This is a genomic window from Rhizobium sp. BK529 (genome assembly GCF_014194105.1).
GTDB lineage: Bacteria > Pseudomonadota > Alphaproteobacteria > Rhizobiales > Rhizobiaceae > Rhizobium.
Genome location: NZ_JACIAU010000001.1, coordinates 842,263 through 856,608 on the forward strand (window position 1 = coordinate 842,263; position 14,346 = coordinate 856,608).

Annotated in this window: 15 protein-coding genes and 2 pseudogenes; 12 read left to right on the top strand and 5 right to left on the bottom strand. The window is 62.0% G+C overall.

From position 1 onward, the window contains the following. The first annotated feature begins 42 nt into the window (after window positions 1-42). From FHX08_RS04120 to FHX08_RS04130, 3 genes and pseudogenes are all read left to right on the top strand, one after another. The gene (locus tag FHX08_RS04120; RefSeq protein ID WP_132654014.1) at window positions 43-507 is read left to right on the top strand and encodes an Lrp/AsnC family transcriptional regulator; all 465 of its coding nucleotides are present in this window, start codon (window positions 43-45) and stop codon (window positions 505-507) included. A 27-nt stretch (window positions 508-534) separates the two neighbouring features. Further along, window positions 535-600, top strand: a pseudogene (locus FHX08_RS04125) (adenylyl-sulfate kinase); the annotation flags it as partial. A gap of 91 nt (window positions 601-691) precedes the next feature. Then, entirely contained in the window at window positions 692-1,513 is an 822-nt protein-coding gene (locus FHX08_RS04130; RefSeq protein WP_132654015.1) for a trans-aconitate 2-methyltransferase, read from the top strand. A 20-nt stretch (window positions 1,514-1,533) separates the two neighbouring features. Here FHX08_RS04130 and FHX08_RS04135 read toward each other — a convergent pair whose 3' ends face one another. Next, a complete protein-coding gene (locus FHX08_RS04135) occupies window positions 1,534-2,877 on the bottom strand; it encodes an NAD(P)/FAD-dependent oxidoreductase (RefSeq protein ID WP_132654016.1) in 1,344 nt (447 codons plus the stop codon). Window positions 2,878-3,130: 253 nt separating this feature from the next. On the opposite strand from FHX08_RS04135, the gene FHX08_RS04140 reads away from it, so the two are divergent. From FHX08_RS04140 to FHX08_RS04160, 5 genes are all read left to right on the top strand, one after another. Further along, a complete protein-coding gene (locus FHX08_RS04140; RefSeq protein ID WP_184326877.1) occupies window positions 3,131-3,865 on the top strand; it encodes a glycosyltransferase family 25 protein in 735 nt (244 codons plus the stop codon). Between the two features lie 306 nt (window positions 3,866-4,171). Next, a complete protein-coding gene (locus FHX08_RS04145) occupies window positions 4,172-5,314 on the top strand; it encodes a glycosyltransferase family 4 protein (protein WP_245508272.1) in 1,143 nt (380 codons plus the stop codon). Then, on the top strand, window positions 5,292-6,221 hold the full coding sequence (locus FHX08_RS04150) for a glycosyl hydrolase family 43 (protein ID WP_132654018.1): 930 nt from the start codon (window positions 5,292-5,294) through the stop codon (window positions 6,219-6,221). Before FHX08_RS04145 ends, FHX08_RS04150 begins: the two co-directional genes overlap by 23 nt. A gap of 98 nt (window positions 6,222-6,319) precedes the next feature. Continuing rightward, entirely contained in the window at window positions 6,320-7,093 is a 774-nt protein-coding gene (locus tag FHX08_RS04155) for a sugar phosphate isomerase/epimerase family protein (RefSeq protein WP_245508273.1), read from the top strand. 145 nt (window positions 7,094-7,238) lie between these two features. After that, complete coding sequence (locus FHX08_RS04160; protein ID WP_132654019.1) at window positions 7,239-8,486, top strand: glycosyltransferase; 1,248 nt, start codon at window positions 7,239-7,241, stop codon at window positions 8,484-8,486. 11 nt (window positions 8,487-8,497) lie between these two features. Here FHX08_RS04160 and FHX08_RS04165 read toward each other — a convergent pair whose 3' ends face one another. Both FHX08_RS04165 and FHX08_RS04170 read right to left on the bottom strand, forming a co-directional pair. Further along, window positions 8,498-8,764, bottom strand: a complete 267-nt coding sequence (locus FHX08_RS04165; protein ID WP_132654020.1) for a hypothetical protein — start codon at window positions 8,762-8,764, stop codon at window positions 8,498-8,500. Beyond that, complete coding sequence (locus FHX08_RS04170; RefSeq protein WP_132654021.1) at window positions 8,761-9,030, bottom strand: hypothetical protein; 270 nt, start codon at window positions 9,028-9,030, stop codon at window positions 8,761-8,763. Before FHX08_RS04170 ends, FHX08_RS04165 begins: the two co-directional genes overlap by 4 nt. A 228-nt stretch (window positions 9,031-9,258) precedes the next feature. Here FHX08_RS04170 and FHX08_RS31265 point away from each other — a divergent pair. Together FHX08_RS31265 and FHX08_RS04175 are read left to right on the top strand one after the other, a co-directional pair. Further along, window positions 9,259-9,396, top strand: a pseudogene (locus tag FHX08_RS31265) (GFA family protein); the annotation flags it as partial. Between the two features lie 527 nt (window positions 9,397-9,923). After that, window positions 9,924-10,124 (top strand): hypothetical protein, encoded by a 201-nt coding sequence (locus FHX08_RS04175; protein ID WP_132654022.1) that lies wholly within the window; start codon window positions 9,924-9,926, stop codon window positions 10,122-10,124. A 212-nt stretch (window positions 10,125-10,336) separates the two neighbouring features. On the opposite strand, the gene FHX08_RS04180 is transcribed toward FHX08_RS04175, so the two are convergent. Next, entirely contained in the window at window positions 10,337-11,128 is a 792-nt protein-coding gene (locus FHX08_RS04180; protein WP_132654023.1) for a class I SAM-dependent methyltransferase, read from the bottom strand. A 188-nt stretch (window positions 11,129-11,316) separates the two neighbouring features. On the opposite strand from FHX08_RS04180, the gene FHX08_RS04185 reads away from it, so the two are divergent. Both FHX08_RS04185 and FHX08_RS04190 read left to right on the top strand, forming a co-directional pair. Beyond that, window positions 11,317-11,619: a UBP-type zinc finger domain-containing protein gene (locus FHX08_RS04185; RefSeq protein ID WP_132654024.1), complete on the top strand. Its 303-nt coding sequence runs from the start codon at window positions 11,317-11,319 to the stop codon at window positions 11,617-11,619. An 8-nt stretch (window positions 11,620-11,627) separates the two neighbouring features. Then, complete coding sequence (locus tag FHX08_RS04190; protein ID WP_132654025.1) at window positions 11,628-13,325, top strand: FAD-dependent oxidoreductase; 1,698 nt, start codon at window positions 11,628-11,630, stop codon at window positions 13,323-13,325. Here FHX08_RS04190 and FHX08_RS04195 read toward each other — a convergent pair. Beyond that, window positions 13,315-14,241, bottom strand: a complete 927-nt coding sequence (locus FHX08_RS04195; RefSeq protein ID WP_132654026.1) for a LysR family transcriptional regulator — start codon at window positions 14,239-14,241, stop codon at window positions 13,315-13,317. The two genes, FHX08_RS04190 and FHX08_RS04195, sit on opposite strands and share 11 nt — an antisense overlap. Window positions 14,242-14,346 lie beyond the last annotated feature (105 nt).

The window sequence follows — 14,346 nt, forward strand, 5'->3', positions numbered from 1 at the left end:
TATTTGACCGTTGTTTTGCAAGTTTGTTTCGCGGAGCCCCTCATGCCGGCACAACTCGATGCTTTCGACCGCAAGATCCTCGAGATCCTGCAGCGCGACAATACCACGCCGCAGCGCACGATCGGCGAGGCCGTCAATCTCTCGGCCCCGGCGGTGCAGCGGCGCATCAAGCGCATGACGGAAGAGGGCGTCATCCGGGAAAATATCGCGGTCGTCGATCCCGCCGCCGTCGGCCAGGCGATCACCATATTCGTGGAGGTGGAGGTCATCAGCGAGACAGCGGAGCAGATCGAGCAGGCCAAGCGCGAATTCGCTGCGGCGCCGGAAATCCAGCAATGCTATTACGTGACAGGGGAGGCCGATTTCGTGCTCGTCATCATCGTGCCTTCGATGGCCGATTACGAAGCGCTGACGCGGCGCCTGTTCTTCGGCAACAACAATGTGAAGCGGTTTCGAACATTCGTTGCCATGGACAGGATCAAGGTGGGGCTCTGCGTTCCGATCTAAGCGCGGTTTTGAGGGAGGCGCCTGTTCATGCTGATCATTTTCGGCGGTTTGCCGGGCAGTGGGAAGACGACGATTGCGCGGGCCTTAGCTGATGTGACTGGCTGCGGCATAGTCGGTGAAACAGGGATGCTTGTTGAGTGCGGCAATCGCGGCTAGGTCTGGGCCGATCAGCACGGAGATCGTCATGTCCGGTGAGACGCTTGCCCGATCGTTTGGTCGGAAAGCTTTTGGGCTCAGTCCAGAAAATTATCACCTGGCCCGACCGGCCTATCCGCCGGCGGTTTGGGAGCTCTTGCGGCGGCGGGCCGGATTGCGAGCCGGCATCTCGGTATTGGAGATCGGCGCAGGCACGGGTCTCGCCACCGAACATCTTCTGGCGCATGACCCGCAACGGCTTCTGGCCGTCGAACCGGATTCTCGGCTTGCCGAATTTCTGCGCGCCCGGTTGCTTTGCCCCGAACTCGAAGTGATCGAGCAGCCCTTCGAAGAGCTGAACGAGGCTCCGCAATCCTACGATCTGGTCGTCAGCGCCACTGCATTTCACTGGCTCGATGCCATCCCGGCGCTGCGGCGCATCCATGCTCTGCTTCGCGATGGCGGCGCTGTCGCCTTGATCTGGAACGTTTTTGGCGACAACAGCAGGCCTGATCCATTTCATGAGGCGAGTGCGCATTTATTCGCCGGGCATCGCCCAAGCCCGTCCGGCGGAGGAACGACGCAGACGCCCTACGGGCTCGATAGCGAGGCGCGGCTCAGGGATTTCGAGGCGGCTTCATTCCAGTGCGAGCCGCCCTCTATGTTCGAGTGGACGCTGACACTCGATCCGCCCGCAGTGCGGCGGCTCTATGCGACCTATTCGAATGTCGTGGCATTGGAGGCGGGGAAGCGTGAGAAATTGCTGGACGCGCTGGAAGATCTGGCAAGGGACGATTTCGGCGGCATCGTCACCAGGAACATGACGACGTCGGTTTTTGTCGCGAGGCGCAGGCGGGCGGACGCCCCATAAGGGAGCGGGTTTCGCGCCCCCTAGATCGCCGGCCCCGGCCGAATGCGGCTGCCGTCGTTGAAGCGCGACAGCCGGAAACGGTTGAGGTCGTGGCCGGGGGCGTTGCCCTGGATGAGATCGGAGACCACACGGCCGATGCCCGGGCCGATGCCGAAGCCGTGGCCGCTCAGGCCGGTGGCGACGAAGAGGCCGGGGATTGTCTGTGCGCGATCGACGATCGGTACGATGTCGGGCATGGCGTCGATCATGCCGGCCCAGCTCGCCTTCAGCCGAACGGTTTCGAATTGCGGAAACAGGCGTTTGAAACCGCGTTCGATCGCTGCGAGGCCGGATTTCTCCGGCGCAGGGTTGAGGACGCGCATCCGTTCGAACGGGCTCTCAGCATCCGCCGTCCAGTGGCGCGGGGTCGACCAGCTGTCGGGAAAGCCTTCGGGGGCTGCAAGCGAATAGTGCGTGCCGAGGGGGTGAGCCATGAGCGCCGGCAGGTATTTTGTGGCGTGGCGGAAGGCGTCGGGGCCCAGATGGAGGCGGTGGCTTCCCGGCGCCAGCGTATAGCCGCCGTCCTGCCTGCGGCGGAAGGCGACCTCCGCTCCGGCGGCAGCGCCGCCATGGACTTCGGCCATGGGCTCGGTTGCGGCGACGGTGGCGCGGACGGCGAGCTGCGGGATGGAGATGCCGTGGTTTCTGAGAAAGAGCGACGACCAGGCGCCGCCTGCGACGAGAACGGTCGAAGTTTCGATGCGGCCTGCCTCGGTCCACACACCGCTTACCTTGCCGGCGGAGATATCGAGGGTTCGGGCGGCGCAATTTTCGACGATCGTGACGCCCAGGCGGGCGGCCAGTCGGCCAAGAGCGGGGACTGCGAGCCAAGGCTCGGCGCGCATATCGGACGGCGTGGTCATGGCGCCGGTGAATTTACGGGAGATACCCTTGAAGAGCGCCGAGGTCTGCCCGCTGTCGAGCAGGCGGGTGTCGAGATTGTAGGCGCCGGCGAGCTTCATGAAGGTTTCGAAGCCGGCCATCTCCCTGTCCGAGTTGGCGAGATAGGTGACGCCGGTCTGGTTCAGACCGATGTCCTCGCCGCATTCTTCCGCCAGCTCTTTCCAGAGGCGGCAGGCTTCGATGACGATGGGAAGCTCGTCGGCATCGCGGCCCTGCTTACGGATCCAGCCCCAGTTGCGGGAGGACTGTTCGGCCGCGATACGTCCCTTCTCGACGAGCGTCACGGAGATCCTGCGCTTCGCCAGAAACAGCGCCGTCGTCACGCCGATGACGCCGGCGCCGACGATCACGACGTCGGAAGTTTTCGGAAGCGGGCCATGATGCTGAATGGGATCGTTCAAGGAGAAGGGGAAGGCGGGCAAGCTTGTGAGTCCTGAAGTCTGATCGGCAGGTTACGAGTGCTAGAGGCTCCGGGCCGGCAATTCAAGGTGATATGAGCGGGTTGTCGACCAAGCTACGGACTGAAGAAAATTTTGCCCGGTAACGCTGCGATGCCGAGACAGCAGGTTGCACAGCCGCCGGGGGAAGTGCTAGGCGAGCGTTTTTCGATGGGATGCGCAATCCCGATGCAAGGTGCCCATGGCGGCCTCGAGCAGCAGAAACCCTGGTTGGACGATGAGCATCAGCATTTATGTGATCAATCTCGACCGGTCTGCTGACCGGTGGAAGGCGCTTTCCGATCAGGCCAAAGCCTTGCAGTTCGATCTCGTTCGCATTGCCGGCGTCGATGGGCGAGAGGTTCCCGCAGATCAGCGCAGCGGATTGGATGAGCGTGCCTTTCAGCGCAACAATGGGCGCACCCTGCTGGCGGGAGAATATGGCTGCTACCGGAGCCATCTGAAGGCGCTTGCAGCCTTTCTGGAAACGGGCGCGGCCGCCTGCATCATCGTCGAGGACGATATTGTGCTCAGCGCCGATCTCGTTGCGCGCTCCGAGGCGGCACTTGCAGCCGTGCCCGGCGCCGATGTGATCAAGCTCGTCAACCACCGCATCGTCGGCTTCAGGGCTGTCGCCACCTCCCACGCCGGCGATAAAATCGGCCGGGCGACGCATGGTCCGCAAGGGTCGGCCGCCTGCTATGCTGTGACGCGGATCGGAGCGCTGAAGCTCCTCAAGCAGATGGCCGTCATGCGGTTTCCCTGGGATATGGAACTGGAGCGGGGCTGGGCATCGCGTGCGCAGATCTATACGACGCGCCGGAACGTGACCGATATAAACGAGGGCAGCTCCAATATCGGTACGCGATCCGTTTACAAGGCCACCAAATTTCCCTGGTGGAGGCGGTTGCCGACCTATGCAATCCGCATCACCGAGACGATCAGACGGATCAACTACGCGTTGAAAAGCTGATGTTCCCCGCCAGGGTGCCTGCTCGTGAAGAGGAGCGGCTTGTCTGTCGCCGGCCAAGTCCGGCTCAAGACTTATTGCGGCACTTTCGCGAGCTGTTTCAGTATTGCCTGATCCTGCTGCAATTTTTCGAGAGCTACTTCAGAAAGTTACCTCAAAGATGTTCTTTCTGTGACGTAAAACCTTACGATTCCGTATAGTTATGCAGTCTTGTCCGCGACTGTCCGGCGATGTAGACCATGGCCAGAAGCTATCGAGCAGTGTTTTTGCAACATCTCAACTCGATCGGCCATTGGTCTGAGGTGTATCTTGAGCGCTCGAAATCATTTCGTGGGTGATGAGCACCCGCGTGCCTATGAGGCTGCCCATCCGGCAGCTCTTCATAAGTTGAAAATTCTGCATGTCTTATTCTCTTCCAGAGTTGCGGGATCGGAACGGTACTGCGTCGATCTCGCCAACGGGCAGGCGGCTCTCGGGCACGAGGTGCATGTCGCTGGACGATACGGCTCGCCGATGGCGAAACTGCTCTCCCGAGAGGTTATTTTCCATGGCTTTGGCGTGCCGTTTCTACGCGGTCTCAGGCTGCGGCGACTGGCGGTGCGGGAGGGAATCGAGGTCGCGCATGGGCATCTCAGCCATGGCTGCAAGGCGCTTGCCATGACGCCCGACAACGTCGCCAGGATCGCTACGCTTCATGTCGGGTACAAGACCAGGCAGCACGCCTGCCTCGACGGGGTGATCTGCGTCAACTCCGCTCAGGCAACGCGGCTCGGCACATATGACGGCCAGTCGGCGCTGATTTCCAACTGGCTGCCCGATGTCAAATCCGCCGAAAGCTTCGACCTGCGTGCGCAGCTGAATTTGCCGCGCGACACACGGCTTATCGGCAGCGTCGGGCGTCTGCATCTCAGCAAAGGTTATGACGTGCTGGTGTCGGCCTTCCGGCAGACGGCGCCCGATAATGCCGCTCTCGTCATCGCCGGCGAGGGGCCGCATCGCGCTGCGCTGGAAAAGCTTGCCAAGGGTGATAGCCGCATCCATCTGCCCGGCCATTGCAACAACGTGCCGGGGTTCCTGCGGAACCTGGATCTCTTCGTGTCTCCCTCGCGTGAGGAATCGGCAGGCCTTGCCATTCTCGAAGCCATGCATGAGGGGCTGCCGATCATCGCCACGGCCGCCGAGGGACCCTCGGAATATCTCAGTCGCCACCCGGTGACATTGGTCGAGCCCGGCTCGGTCGAGAAGCTGTCGGCCGCACTTGCCGACGTGCTGAGGGAAGAGTCTGTTGTCCGTCTGTCGCGCGTAAGCTACGACTTGGCTCCCTTCTCTCGATCGGCGGGTATCGGCAATGTTCTGGATTTCTATTCCCGGGTTCTGGCCGGGGCCGCAGGACAGACCGCTACTGCCATCGGCCAGCCACGGTTGATCTATGCGACTAAGGCCCAAGAGTGATTTCTGGCAGGTCGGCATCGTGCCGGCGCCGGCCGAAGCGCTGCTCGATGCCGAGACGCTTGCCGATTGCGCCCGCCGTATCACATGGCTGCCCGATCCCGGCCCGTGGCGCTACCTCGCCGATCCCTTCGCCGTGAAAAGGGGCGAGAACCTGCATGTCTTCGTCGAGGCCTATGACTATCGCACCAAGCATGGCTTCATCGAGCGCCATGAACTGGGGCCGGATCTCGGCTGGCGCGGCAAGGCGGCAGCACTTTCGCGGCCTTTCCATCTCTCCTATCCGTTCCTGATCGAGCGGGAAGGTGAGGTGCTGATGATGCCGGAAAGCCATAAGGCGGGTGAAGTGGCGCTTTACCGGGCGCGCGCCTTTCCGGACGACTGGGTGCGCGAGACCGTGCTTCTGCGGGATATTCCCGCGGCTGAGGCCTGCCTTGTCGAGTATCAGGGCAAATGGTGGATGTTCTACACGGTGGTCGGTTCCGGCGCGCGAGACCAGCGCGAGCTGCATGTCGCCTTTGCCGACAGCCTGACCGGCCCGTGGAAAACTCATCCGCAAAATCCTGTTCTCGTCGATCGCTCCGGCGCCCGGCCGGGCGGCACGCCTTTTGTCGATGCCTGCGGCAAGATCGTGCTGCCGGTTCAGGATTGCAGCATCACTTATGGCGGCAGCCTGCGCTTCCTGCGTTTTGACTTGCTCAGTGAAACGCATGTGATTTCAGAGCATCTGCCGGTGCAGCTGACGGGGGATCTGGCCGCTGCCGATTATCCTGACGGGCTGCACACATTTTCCACCTGCGGCGACCTGACGCTCATCGACGTGAAGCGCATCGACAGATCTTTCGGCCGCCATATCGTCAACCTGAAGCGCAAGCTGCTGCCGAAAGGCGCCCTGCCGGCATCGGGTTGAGGCGACATCGATCGCTGCACCGAGAAAATCCGGTCATTCAATGCTATAGGGGATTCGAGCCGCCTGCGATGGCGGCAATGGCATGATGTGAGCGGCTGATGACAATGACGACCAAGCCGATGCTTTCGCTGCAACTCTTCTCGATGCGCGGCCTTGGAGATTTCGGCACGCAGCTTGAAAAGGCCGCAAGCGCCGGATTTGGCGCGGTCGAGCCGCTCGAGGGGCATCTGCGGGATGTCGATACTCTGCGGGCCGGGCTTGCCGCGAACGGGCTGACGGCACCGTCGGCGCATGTCGGGCTGGAGGCGCTGCGCAGGGAGCGGCAACGCTTTGTCGAGGCTTGCGAGCAGTGCGGTATCGGTCAGCTGTTCGTTCCGCATCCGGGGCCTTCGCTGGTGAAGGATACGAAAGCGGGATGGCAGCGGGTCGGCCATGAACTCGGCGCGCTCGCCGAGCGGATGAAAGCCGATGGCATCGTGCTCGGTTATCACAATATGATGGCGGGCTTCAATCGCACCATCGGCGGGCGCTACGGTTTCGAGCTGATGTTCGAGGCAGCGAGGGGCAGCCCGCTCGTCTGGCAGGCGGATATTGCCTGGCTGGCCCGCGCCCAGCCGAATGCCGGCGAATGGATCAGACACTATGCCGGCGTGCTCACTTCGGTGCATGTGAAAGATCAGGCGCCCGACGACAGGGATCCGCAAGAGGGTGGCTGGGCGAATGTCGGCTCCGGTGTGCTCCTCTGGCCCTCGCTCTGGCGGGCGGCGGTTGCAAGCGGAGTGCGGCTCTTCGTCGTCGAACACGACAATCCGAGGCAACCCTTCGAATTTGCGGCGCGCAGTTATGCCTATCTCAGCAGGTTTTTGACCTGAAACCTGTGGCGCGATGAGAGGTGATTTCGGGTGTGAACCATCACGCCCCTGCTATGCCTTTAGATATGGCGCAGGGGGGACTTGCGGCAAGACCCGGTTCGAGGCGTAGAACGCTTATCCTGATCAACAGCATCGGGAGAAGAGCATGCGTGTATTATTGTCCACATACGGGTCGCGGGGAGACGTACAGCCGCTGGTCGCGCTGGCTGTGGCTTTGAGGGCAACGGGCGCAGAGGCGATCGTGTGCGCGCCGCCGGATGAGGAATTTGCAGCCTTGCTCGACCGTTTCGGGGTGCCGCTGGCGGCAGCCAATGCGCCGGTGCGGCAGTGGGTCAGCGAGGTGATGAAGAGGAGCGCTGCGGGCGACACGCGCGAGCGTTCCGCCGAAGGCATTTCGGAACGGGCGGCGGGGATCATGGCAGGGCAGGTCGAAGCCCTTTCGGCGGCTGCGGAAAGCTGCGACCTGATTGTCGCGGCGGGTCTCTTTCCCTCGATGGCGGCGGCGCGGCTGGTGGCGGACAGGGCGGGTATCGGCTATTTCGGCGCCGCCTTCTGCCCAATTTTCCTGCCGTCCGAGCATCACAAGCCGCATGCGTTTCCCGGCCGGCCGCATCCGCCAGGGGTGACGGAGAACCGGGCGCTCTGGGATTATGATATCGAAACCAAGAACGTGATGTTCGGCGGAACTTTCAATCGTCTGCGCAGCTCCATGGGCATGGCGCCGGTGGAGAATGTGCGCGATCTCGTTCTGACCCGCCGGCCCCTGCTTGCGGCCGATCCGGTGCTTGGGCCATTGCTGAAGACGGATCTGATCGATGCGGTGCAGACTGGGGCGTGGATGCTTGATGACGATCGGCGGCTGCCACCGGCGCTGGAAGCCTTTCTCGATGCCGGCGACCCACCGGTCTATGTCGGTTTCGGCAGTATGCCGATGCATGCGTTGAGGGATGCCGTCAGTCTGATCCTGTCTGCTATCCGCGAGCAGGGGCGGCGGGCGGTCCTGTCGCAAGGCTGGGCCGGCCTGCTGCCGGACGACGACGGCAGCGATTGTTTCGTCATTGACGAGGCCAATCATCAGGCGCTGTTCACGCGGGTCGCTGCCGTCGTCCATCATGGCGGGGCAGGAACGACGGCAGCAGCCGGGCGGGCTGGCGTACCGCAGGTGGTGGTGCCGCAGATCGCCGACCAGCCTTATTGGGCTGGCCGCGTTGCCGCGCTCGGTATCGGCGTGGCGCATGAAGGGGCTACGCCGACGCTTGAAAGCTTTTCCGGTGCGCTTGCGGCAGCACTCGCACCCGAGATCTGTCAGCGCGCGTCATCCGTCAGCCGGATGATCCGGACGGACGGGGCGATGGTGACCGCAAGGCAGCTTGTTGCGGCAGCCGGTTCGTAACCGGGCCATCGTCAATCCCGCGGCAGCTTGCCGATCAGCAGCTGGTTTGTCCTGCGGTTGCCGCAGCTCTTGCATATCAGGCGGATGCCGATCCTCGCCAGTATCAGATTCTTGCCATAGTGGTAGGCGAGCTCCCGCCGGTCGAGCATCGCCTGGCGCTGGCAGGCCGGGCAGCGGGCGTGAAGCACGTACCATTGCGGCAGGGACGCGAGTGTTTCCCTGTCGGTTGCCACGGCCTCATGGCTGGCGACGAGATCGATGCTGCGGCGGTGTTTCATCTGTTTTCGACAGGGAGATGCTCGATGAGGGGCCGTTCAAGCAGGGAGCGTTCGAAGGCAGGGCGCCAGCCGCGCACCATGCCGCGGCTCATCGCGCCCTCGGCAAGAGCCAGCTGGGCGCGCAGGTGGCGGCAGTCTTGCAGCAGCGTGGCGATGGCGGCCTTGGCATCCTCGTCATGCCAGGAGAGCACGGCCTCGACTTCCCAGCTCAGGTCTTCGTTTTCGATCGTTGGGTTTGATGTCTTCGGGGCCAATTGCGGACGCATGTTCTCATTCTCCTTGCAGAGCACTTCAGTTTCAGATTGTCGGGATGGCGGCCGCCGCGCCACGAATGTTCCTATTATGTTCTCATTTTGGAGAGAGTCAAGCGCAGTGGGAAGGGACTTGCTTCGGAACGCCAGTGGGGCAAGATGGCTCGTCGGAACAGGCGGGATAAGATGGTGCGCTGATGCTGATCGGCTCATGTCATTGCGGCAAGGCGGGCTGGACGCTGGCGCCGGCGCATGGCAGTCAATTTGCGACTGGCGCCGCCGGACCTCGTGGCCGACCTGCCGATCGATCATTTCGACGGGCTGGATACATTCGACGACCTTCCCTCCAAGGGGCGGTGCGTGCGCGATCTCTGGTTCTGACGGTCTGAGATGATTTCATATCTCTTATGATAGCCACCTGACCGATGTCCTCTGGGACCACGTCTCGGGGCGGCGCTCCTGATGTTTCGGCAATGAAAAGACGAGCCTTTGCGCCCAGTCGTAAGTATAGTTCTTTTTATAGCTCGCAATTTCACCCATTCGGGTTATCGTTTCACCTTTTATGTCGTGACGGCTATAATAGTAAAGCGATAAATTTTGAGATATAGAAGATATTCTGAGATTAAGTACAAGTGTGCTGCAGATTAAGTTTGAACTTTTGGCACTTTCAAGCACTAGCCGGAAGGGAAGTTCGTGAGGATCTACTTGTTTTTCATCGCGTGTCAGGTCAGCCTGCTGATGTGGGGTAGCGCCTATTATAGTGCCCGGGAAATCTATCAGACCTTGGATGCTTCCCGGCCGGTCGAGACATCCGTCATTCCACGGGAGATGCCTGGCAAGCGGCACTGACATCCGATCACGATAATTTCCACCCAGGCATAATTGCCGCATTGATCCTAGGAAGAGCCGTGAAACCTGAAACCACCACCACCGCGAAACCGCTACATTCCCTCCTGATCGTCTACCTTGGTCCGCCGCTGCTTGCCGTTGCGGCTCTTTTGATCATCATGTCGTGGCTCCATGCCGAGCAATCCGACCCGCGGCCTGTCGCGACGATCGGCGTAAAAAAAGGCGGCAGGATCGGCAGCGAGACGTCAATGTTCCGCTGAACAGGGTTCCGCTAGACAATATTGAGAGAGAATAAGAAGGGCCACCAAGTGGGGCCCGGCGACCCTTCTCCTGCTGGTAGGTGCAGCATCCAGCGAGGGCAAAATACACGCAGTGGATGCTCCGGGTAGTGACCGTGGTCACAGCATGCCAATATTTTCTAGCGGAAGCTGAACAAGTTCACGTTATCATCGATAGAGCTCGTGGAATCCATCTAGGGGCGCTCGGCCATGACGAGCAGGAGGAAGGCGGCAAGGTCGCGCCAGCGGGCAAAGCGCGGCGAGGCTTCGCAGATCTCGCTGCTCGGCTGCGGTTCGCCGATCTTGCGGATGCGGAAACCGGCAGCGGCAATCGCGTTCAGATAATCGGACATGGTGCGGGGGAAACGCGGGACGGCAAAGAGCTTGACCTCTTCGTCTGCCGGACGGCTGCCGAAACGCCATTCTTCGGTGAAACTCGCGTGGTCGAAATAGCGCGAGACGCAGAGGGCGGTGGCAATGCCGGTCTCATTCCTCTGCCAGGCAAGGCCGGGCGTGATGAAGCAGGGATGGAGCACGCTGAAGGCGAGGAAGCCGCCCGGGCGGGTGAGGCGGAAAGCCTGCCGCATGGCGCCCTCGAAATCCGGGCCATCCATCAGCGCCATGGTGGAGACAACCGCATCGAAAGAACCTTCCGCGAAACCTGTGTCGGCGCTGTAGGAGGCCACCTTGTAGGCGATGCCGAGGGGATTCTCCTCCTCGGCCTTGCGGGCGTGGCCGATCATGCGTTCGGAAAGATCGATGCCGGTCATGCGTGCGCCCATCTGCGCGAAGAGACGGGTGTTCGTTCCTTCGCCGCAGCCGAAATCGATCACATCGAGCCCGGCCAGCGGCGGCAGGAAATCGATGAAAGCGGGGAAGGTGAAGAGCTCGCGATAGGTGTCATAGCCATTGCGCACGTCATGGGCCCACTGATCGGCATTGTCATCCCACCGCGCCGCTACGTCCTGTAATGTGTCGTCGGTCATTCCTGCCTCGCATTCGTCTTCGCCGATTCACGCTATGAGAAAATAAGCCGGTTTACGGGGGGACGGGAACGGTTTGATTGCATCGAGCGCGAACGTGGGTTTCTATCCTTGCGTATAGATGGAGAAGATCGCCTCGTGATCTATGTTCACCCGGCATGAATAAACTTCAATCACCACCGGAGATTCAGATGTCGGGATGTAAGCATGTCGCAAGTGTTCGATCCGTCACGCCACGGACACTTGGTTGCGAAGAGTGCCTGGAGATTGGCCAGGAGTGGGTGCATCTTCGCCTTTGCCGGGAATGCGGCCATGTCGGATGCTGCGATCAATCGATAGGCAAGCATGCGACGGCGCATTTCCACGCCACCCGACATCCGATCATCGAGGGCTATGATCCGCCTGAAGGCTGGGGCTGGTGCTATCTCGACGAGATAATGGTGGAGCTTCCCGATCAGACGCCGCAGCGCGGCCCGATCCCACATTATTACTGAGAGCACCCATGAGCGCCGATAATCTGGAATCCCGCCGCTATCAGATGTTTCCGGTGCTGAGTGCCGCGCAGGTTCAGATGGCGAGGCGCTTTGCCAGCGGCGGGCCGCACAGCTTTGCCCCCGGCGAGCTTGTCTACCAGATCGGTGACCGGAATGCGCCCGCATGGCTGGTCCTTTCCGGCCGTCTGGATGCTTTCAGGCATGACGGATTGTCGATGCCGGAAGCCCTGATTACCAGCCATGGTGAGGGGCAGTTTTCGGGAGAGGTCAGCCAGCTCTCCGGGAGGCCGCTGCTTGCCGGCGGGCGTGCGGGGCCGGAAGGATGTGTGGCGCTGGCCTTCGATGCCGCCCATCTGAAGGCGTTGATCATCGGTTCGGCCGAGATCGGCGAGATCATCATGCGCGCCTACATCCTGCGGCGCGTGGAACTGATCCAGTTCGGCGGCGCCGGCTCGACCCTGATCGGCCATCCCGGCGAGCGCGATCTCACGCGGCTTCAGGGTTTTCTGTCCCGGAGCGGCTATCCGCATGTCGTGCTCGACGCCGCCTCGGACCATGAGGGCCGGGCATTGGTGGGGAGGCTCGGCATCTTGCCCGACGAGCTGCCGCTGATGGTTTGCCCCAACGGCAGCGTACTCAAACACCCAACCGATGCGGAAGCCGCCTGCTGCCTCGGCATCATGCCGGAGCTCGATCCGGCCATCCTCTACGATGTGGCGATCGTGGGCGCCGGACCGTCGGGGCTTGCGGCCGCCGTCTATGCCGCCTCCGAAGGGCTGCGCGTCATCGCCATCGATGCCCGCGCAATTGGCGGGCAGGCCGGCAGTTCCTCGCGCATCGAAAACTATCTCGGCTTTCCGACCGGAATTTCGGGCCAGGCGCTCGCCGGCCGCGCCTTCAATCAGGCGCTCAAGTTCGGCGCGGAGATCGCGCTGCCGCTCGATGTCAGCGAGCTGGTCCCTGCGCCAGCAGACCGGCTGGGAATCGATCCGATAATGCTGCGTCTCGATGGAGACAGGACGGTGAAGGCGCGAACCGTCGTCATCGCGTCGGGCGCCCGATATCGCAGGCCCGCCATTCCCAACATCGCCCGTTTCGAAGGAGCTGGCATTTCCTATTGGGCCTCGGCAATCGAAGCGAAGCTTTGCGAAAATGACGATATCGCGCTCGTCGGCGGCGGCAATTCGGCCGGCCAGGCCGTCGCCTTTCTGGCACCGCGGGTGCGGCACCTGCATCTGGTGATCCGCCGAAGCCTGGTGGAGACCATGTCCACCTATCTCATCGAACGCATAGCCGCGCTGCCAAATGTGGAAATGCATGTGGGGTGCGAGCTGACGGCGCTCTCCGAGGGCCAGAATGGCCGCCTGACGGCCACGGTCACGAACTTTCAGCAGCGAAGCGAGACAACCTACGACCTTCGCAAGGTCTTCATGTTCATCGGCGCCGACCCCAATACCGACTGGATCAAGTGCCGCATCAAGACGGATGACAAGGGCTTCATCAGGACCGGCGCGGGTTTTGCTCCCGATGTGGAAATGGAACTCGGGCGGGCCTCGCTCGCGCTTGAAACCAGCGTGCCGAACGTCTTTGCGATCGGCGACGTGCGCGCCGGGTCGACGAAACGGGTTGCGGCGGCGGTCGGCGAGGGTGCTGCCGTCGTCAGCGATATCCACGCCGCGTTGAGACAGTCCGCGCTCATGAAATAGTGGCCGGCATCTGGGCCGCGGCGGTTTGCGCCAGGCTCCAGAAGCTCTCCGCAATGTCCGTCATGCGCGCTCGCGGTCTGATCAGGACGATGCTGACATCGATGGCCCAATCGTCCGGTCCGGCCGAGGCCAGTCTTCCAGCCGGCCCCATCTCGCCGGCCGCGAGGCTTTCCGGTATCCAGGCGATGCCTTTACCGTCAATCGCAAGCGCCTTGAGCGCCATTGCCAGATGCGAGGTGAAGACCGTCGAGAGGTGCAGCTGATGTGCGCGGGCGGCAAGCGCCGATGACAGGATGCGGCCCATGCCGGATGTTTCCTCGAAGGCGAGATGCGGGACTGCGCGGTCGGCCGCTTCGGAAATACTGTGGAGCGGCTGGCCGCCCTGGTCGCGCCCGCTGACGGGGATCAGGCGGTCGGTTGCAAGCCGCAGCTGCCGGTAGGCGGTCCTGTCCAGGCGGATCCTGCTGTCATGATGGTCGTGGCAGAGCAGGAATTGGGCGCGGCCTTCCGTCATGATCCGCTCGCATTCGTTCATATTGTCGGAGAGCAGGCGGATCGGCATCGTCGATGCCTCGTGGCCGAGAGCCTGAATCCAGCCGGGGAAGAAGATGAAGGAGAGCGCGTGGGTGGCGGCGAAGGTCACGGTCGAGGTCGCCGTGCGCATCTGCTCGAGATCCCGACTGACGCGCTCCAGCCTTGCGACGATATCGTCTGCCGCCTCCAGCATGGTTTCGCCGGCAGGCGTCAGCTTCAATCGATGCGTCGAGCGGTCGACGAGTTCTGAACCACACCAGTCTTCGAGCGACTTGATGCGACGGCCGAAGGCCGGTTGGGTGATGTGGCGCTTCTCTGCGGCCCGCGAAAAATTCAGCGTTTCCGCGAGCGCCTTGAGATCGGAGAGCCAGGCCGTTTCCACGATATTTCACCTCGTATCACAATGCCTTGAAGGCATTGAGAAAACGGTATCTCCTTTGCAATTTCAAGATGTTTAGCCGGAAATCGAGGAATTGACTATGCTGAT

Excerpts from the sequence above, each read along its gene's own strand:
- FHX08_RS04120 (WP_132654014.1), top strand. The coding sequence starts at position 43 with ATGCCGGCACAACTCGATGCTTTCGACCGCAAGATCCTCGAGATCCTG.
- FHX08_RS04130 (WP_132654015.1), top strand. The coding sequence starts at position 692 with ATGTCCGGTGAGACGCTTGCCCGATCGTTTGGTCGGAAAGCTTTTGGG.
- FHX08_RS04140 (WP_184326877.1), top strand. The coding sequence starts at position 3,131 with ATGAGCATCAGCATTTATGTGATCAATCTCGACCGGTCTGCTGACCGG.
- FHX08_RS04150 (WP_132654018.1), top strand. The coding sequence starts at position 5,292 with ATGCGACTAAGGCCCAAGAGTGATTTCTGGCAGGTCGGCATCGTGCCG.
- FHX08_RS04155 (WP_245508273.1), top strand. The coding sequence starts at position 6,320 with ATGACAATGACGACCAAGCCGATGCTTTCGCTGCAACTCTTCTCGATG.
- FHX08_RS04160 (WP_132654019.1), top strand. The coding sequence starts at position 7,239 with ATGCGTGTATTATTGTCCACATACGGGTCGCGGGGAGACGTACAGCCG.
- FHX08_RS04165 (WP_132654020.1), bottom strand. The coding sequence starts at position 8,764 with ATGAAACACCGCCGCAGCATCGATCTCGTCGCCAGCCATGAGGCCGTG.
- FHX08_RS04170 (WP_132654021.1), bottom strand. The coding sequence starts at position 9,030 with ATGCGTCCGCAATTGGCCCCGAAGACATCAAACCCAACGATCGAAAAC.
- FHX08_RS04180 (WP_132654023.1), bottom strand. The coding sequence starts at position 11,128 with ATGACCGACGACACATTACAGGACGTAGCGGCGCGGTGGGATGACAAT.
- FHX08_RS04185 (WP_132654024.1), top strand. The coding sequence starts at position 11,317 with ATGTCGGGATGTAAGCATGTCGCAAGTGTTCGATCCGTCACGCCACGG.
- FHX08_RS04190 (WP_132654025.1), top strand. The coding sequence starts at position 11,628 with ATGAGCGCCGATAATCTGGAATCCCGCCGCTATCAGATGTTTCCGGTG.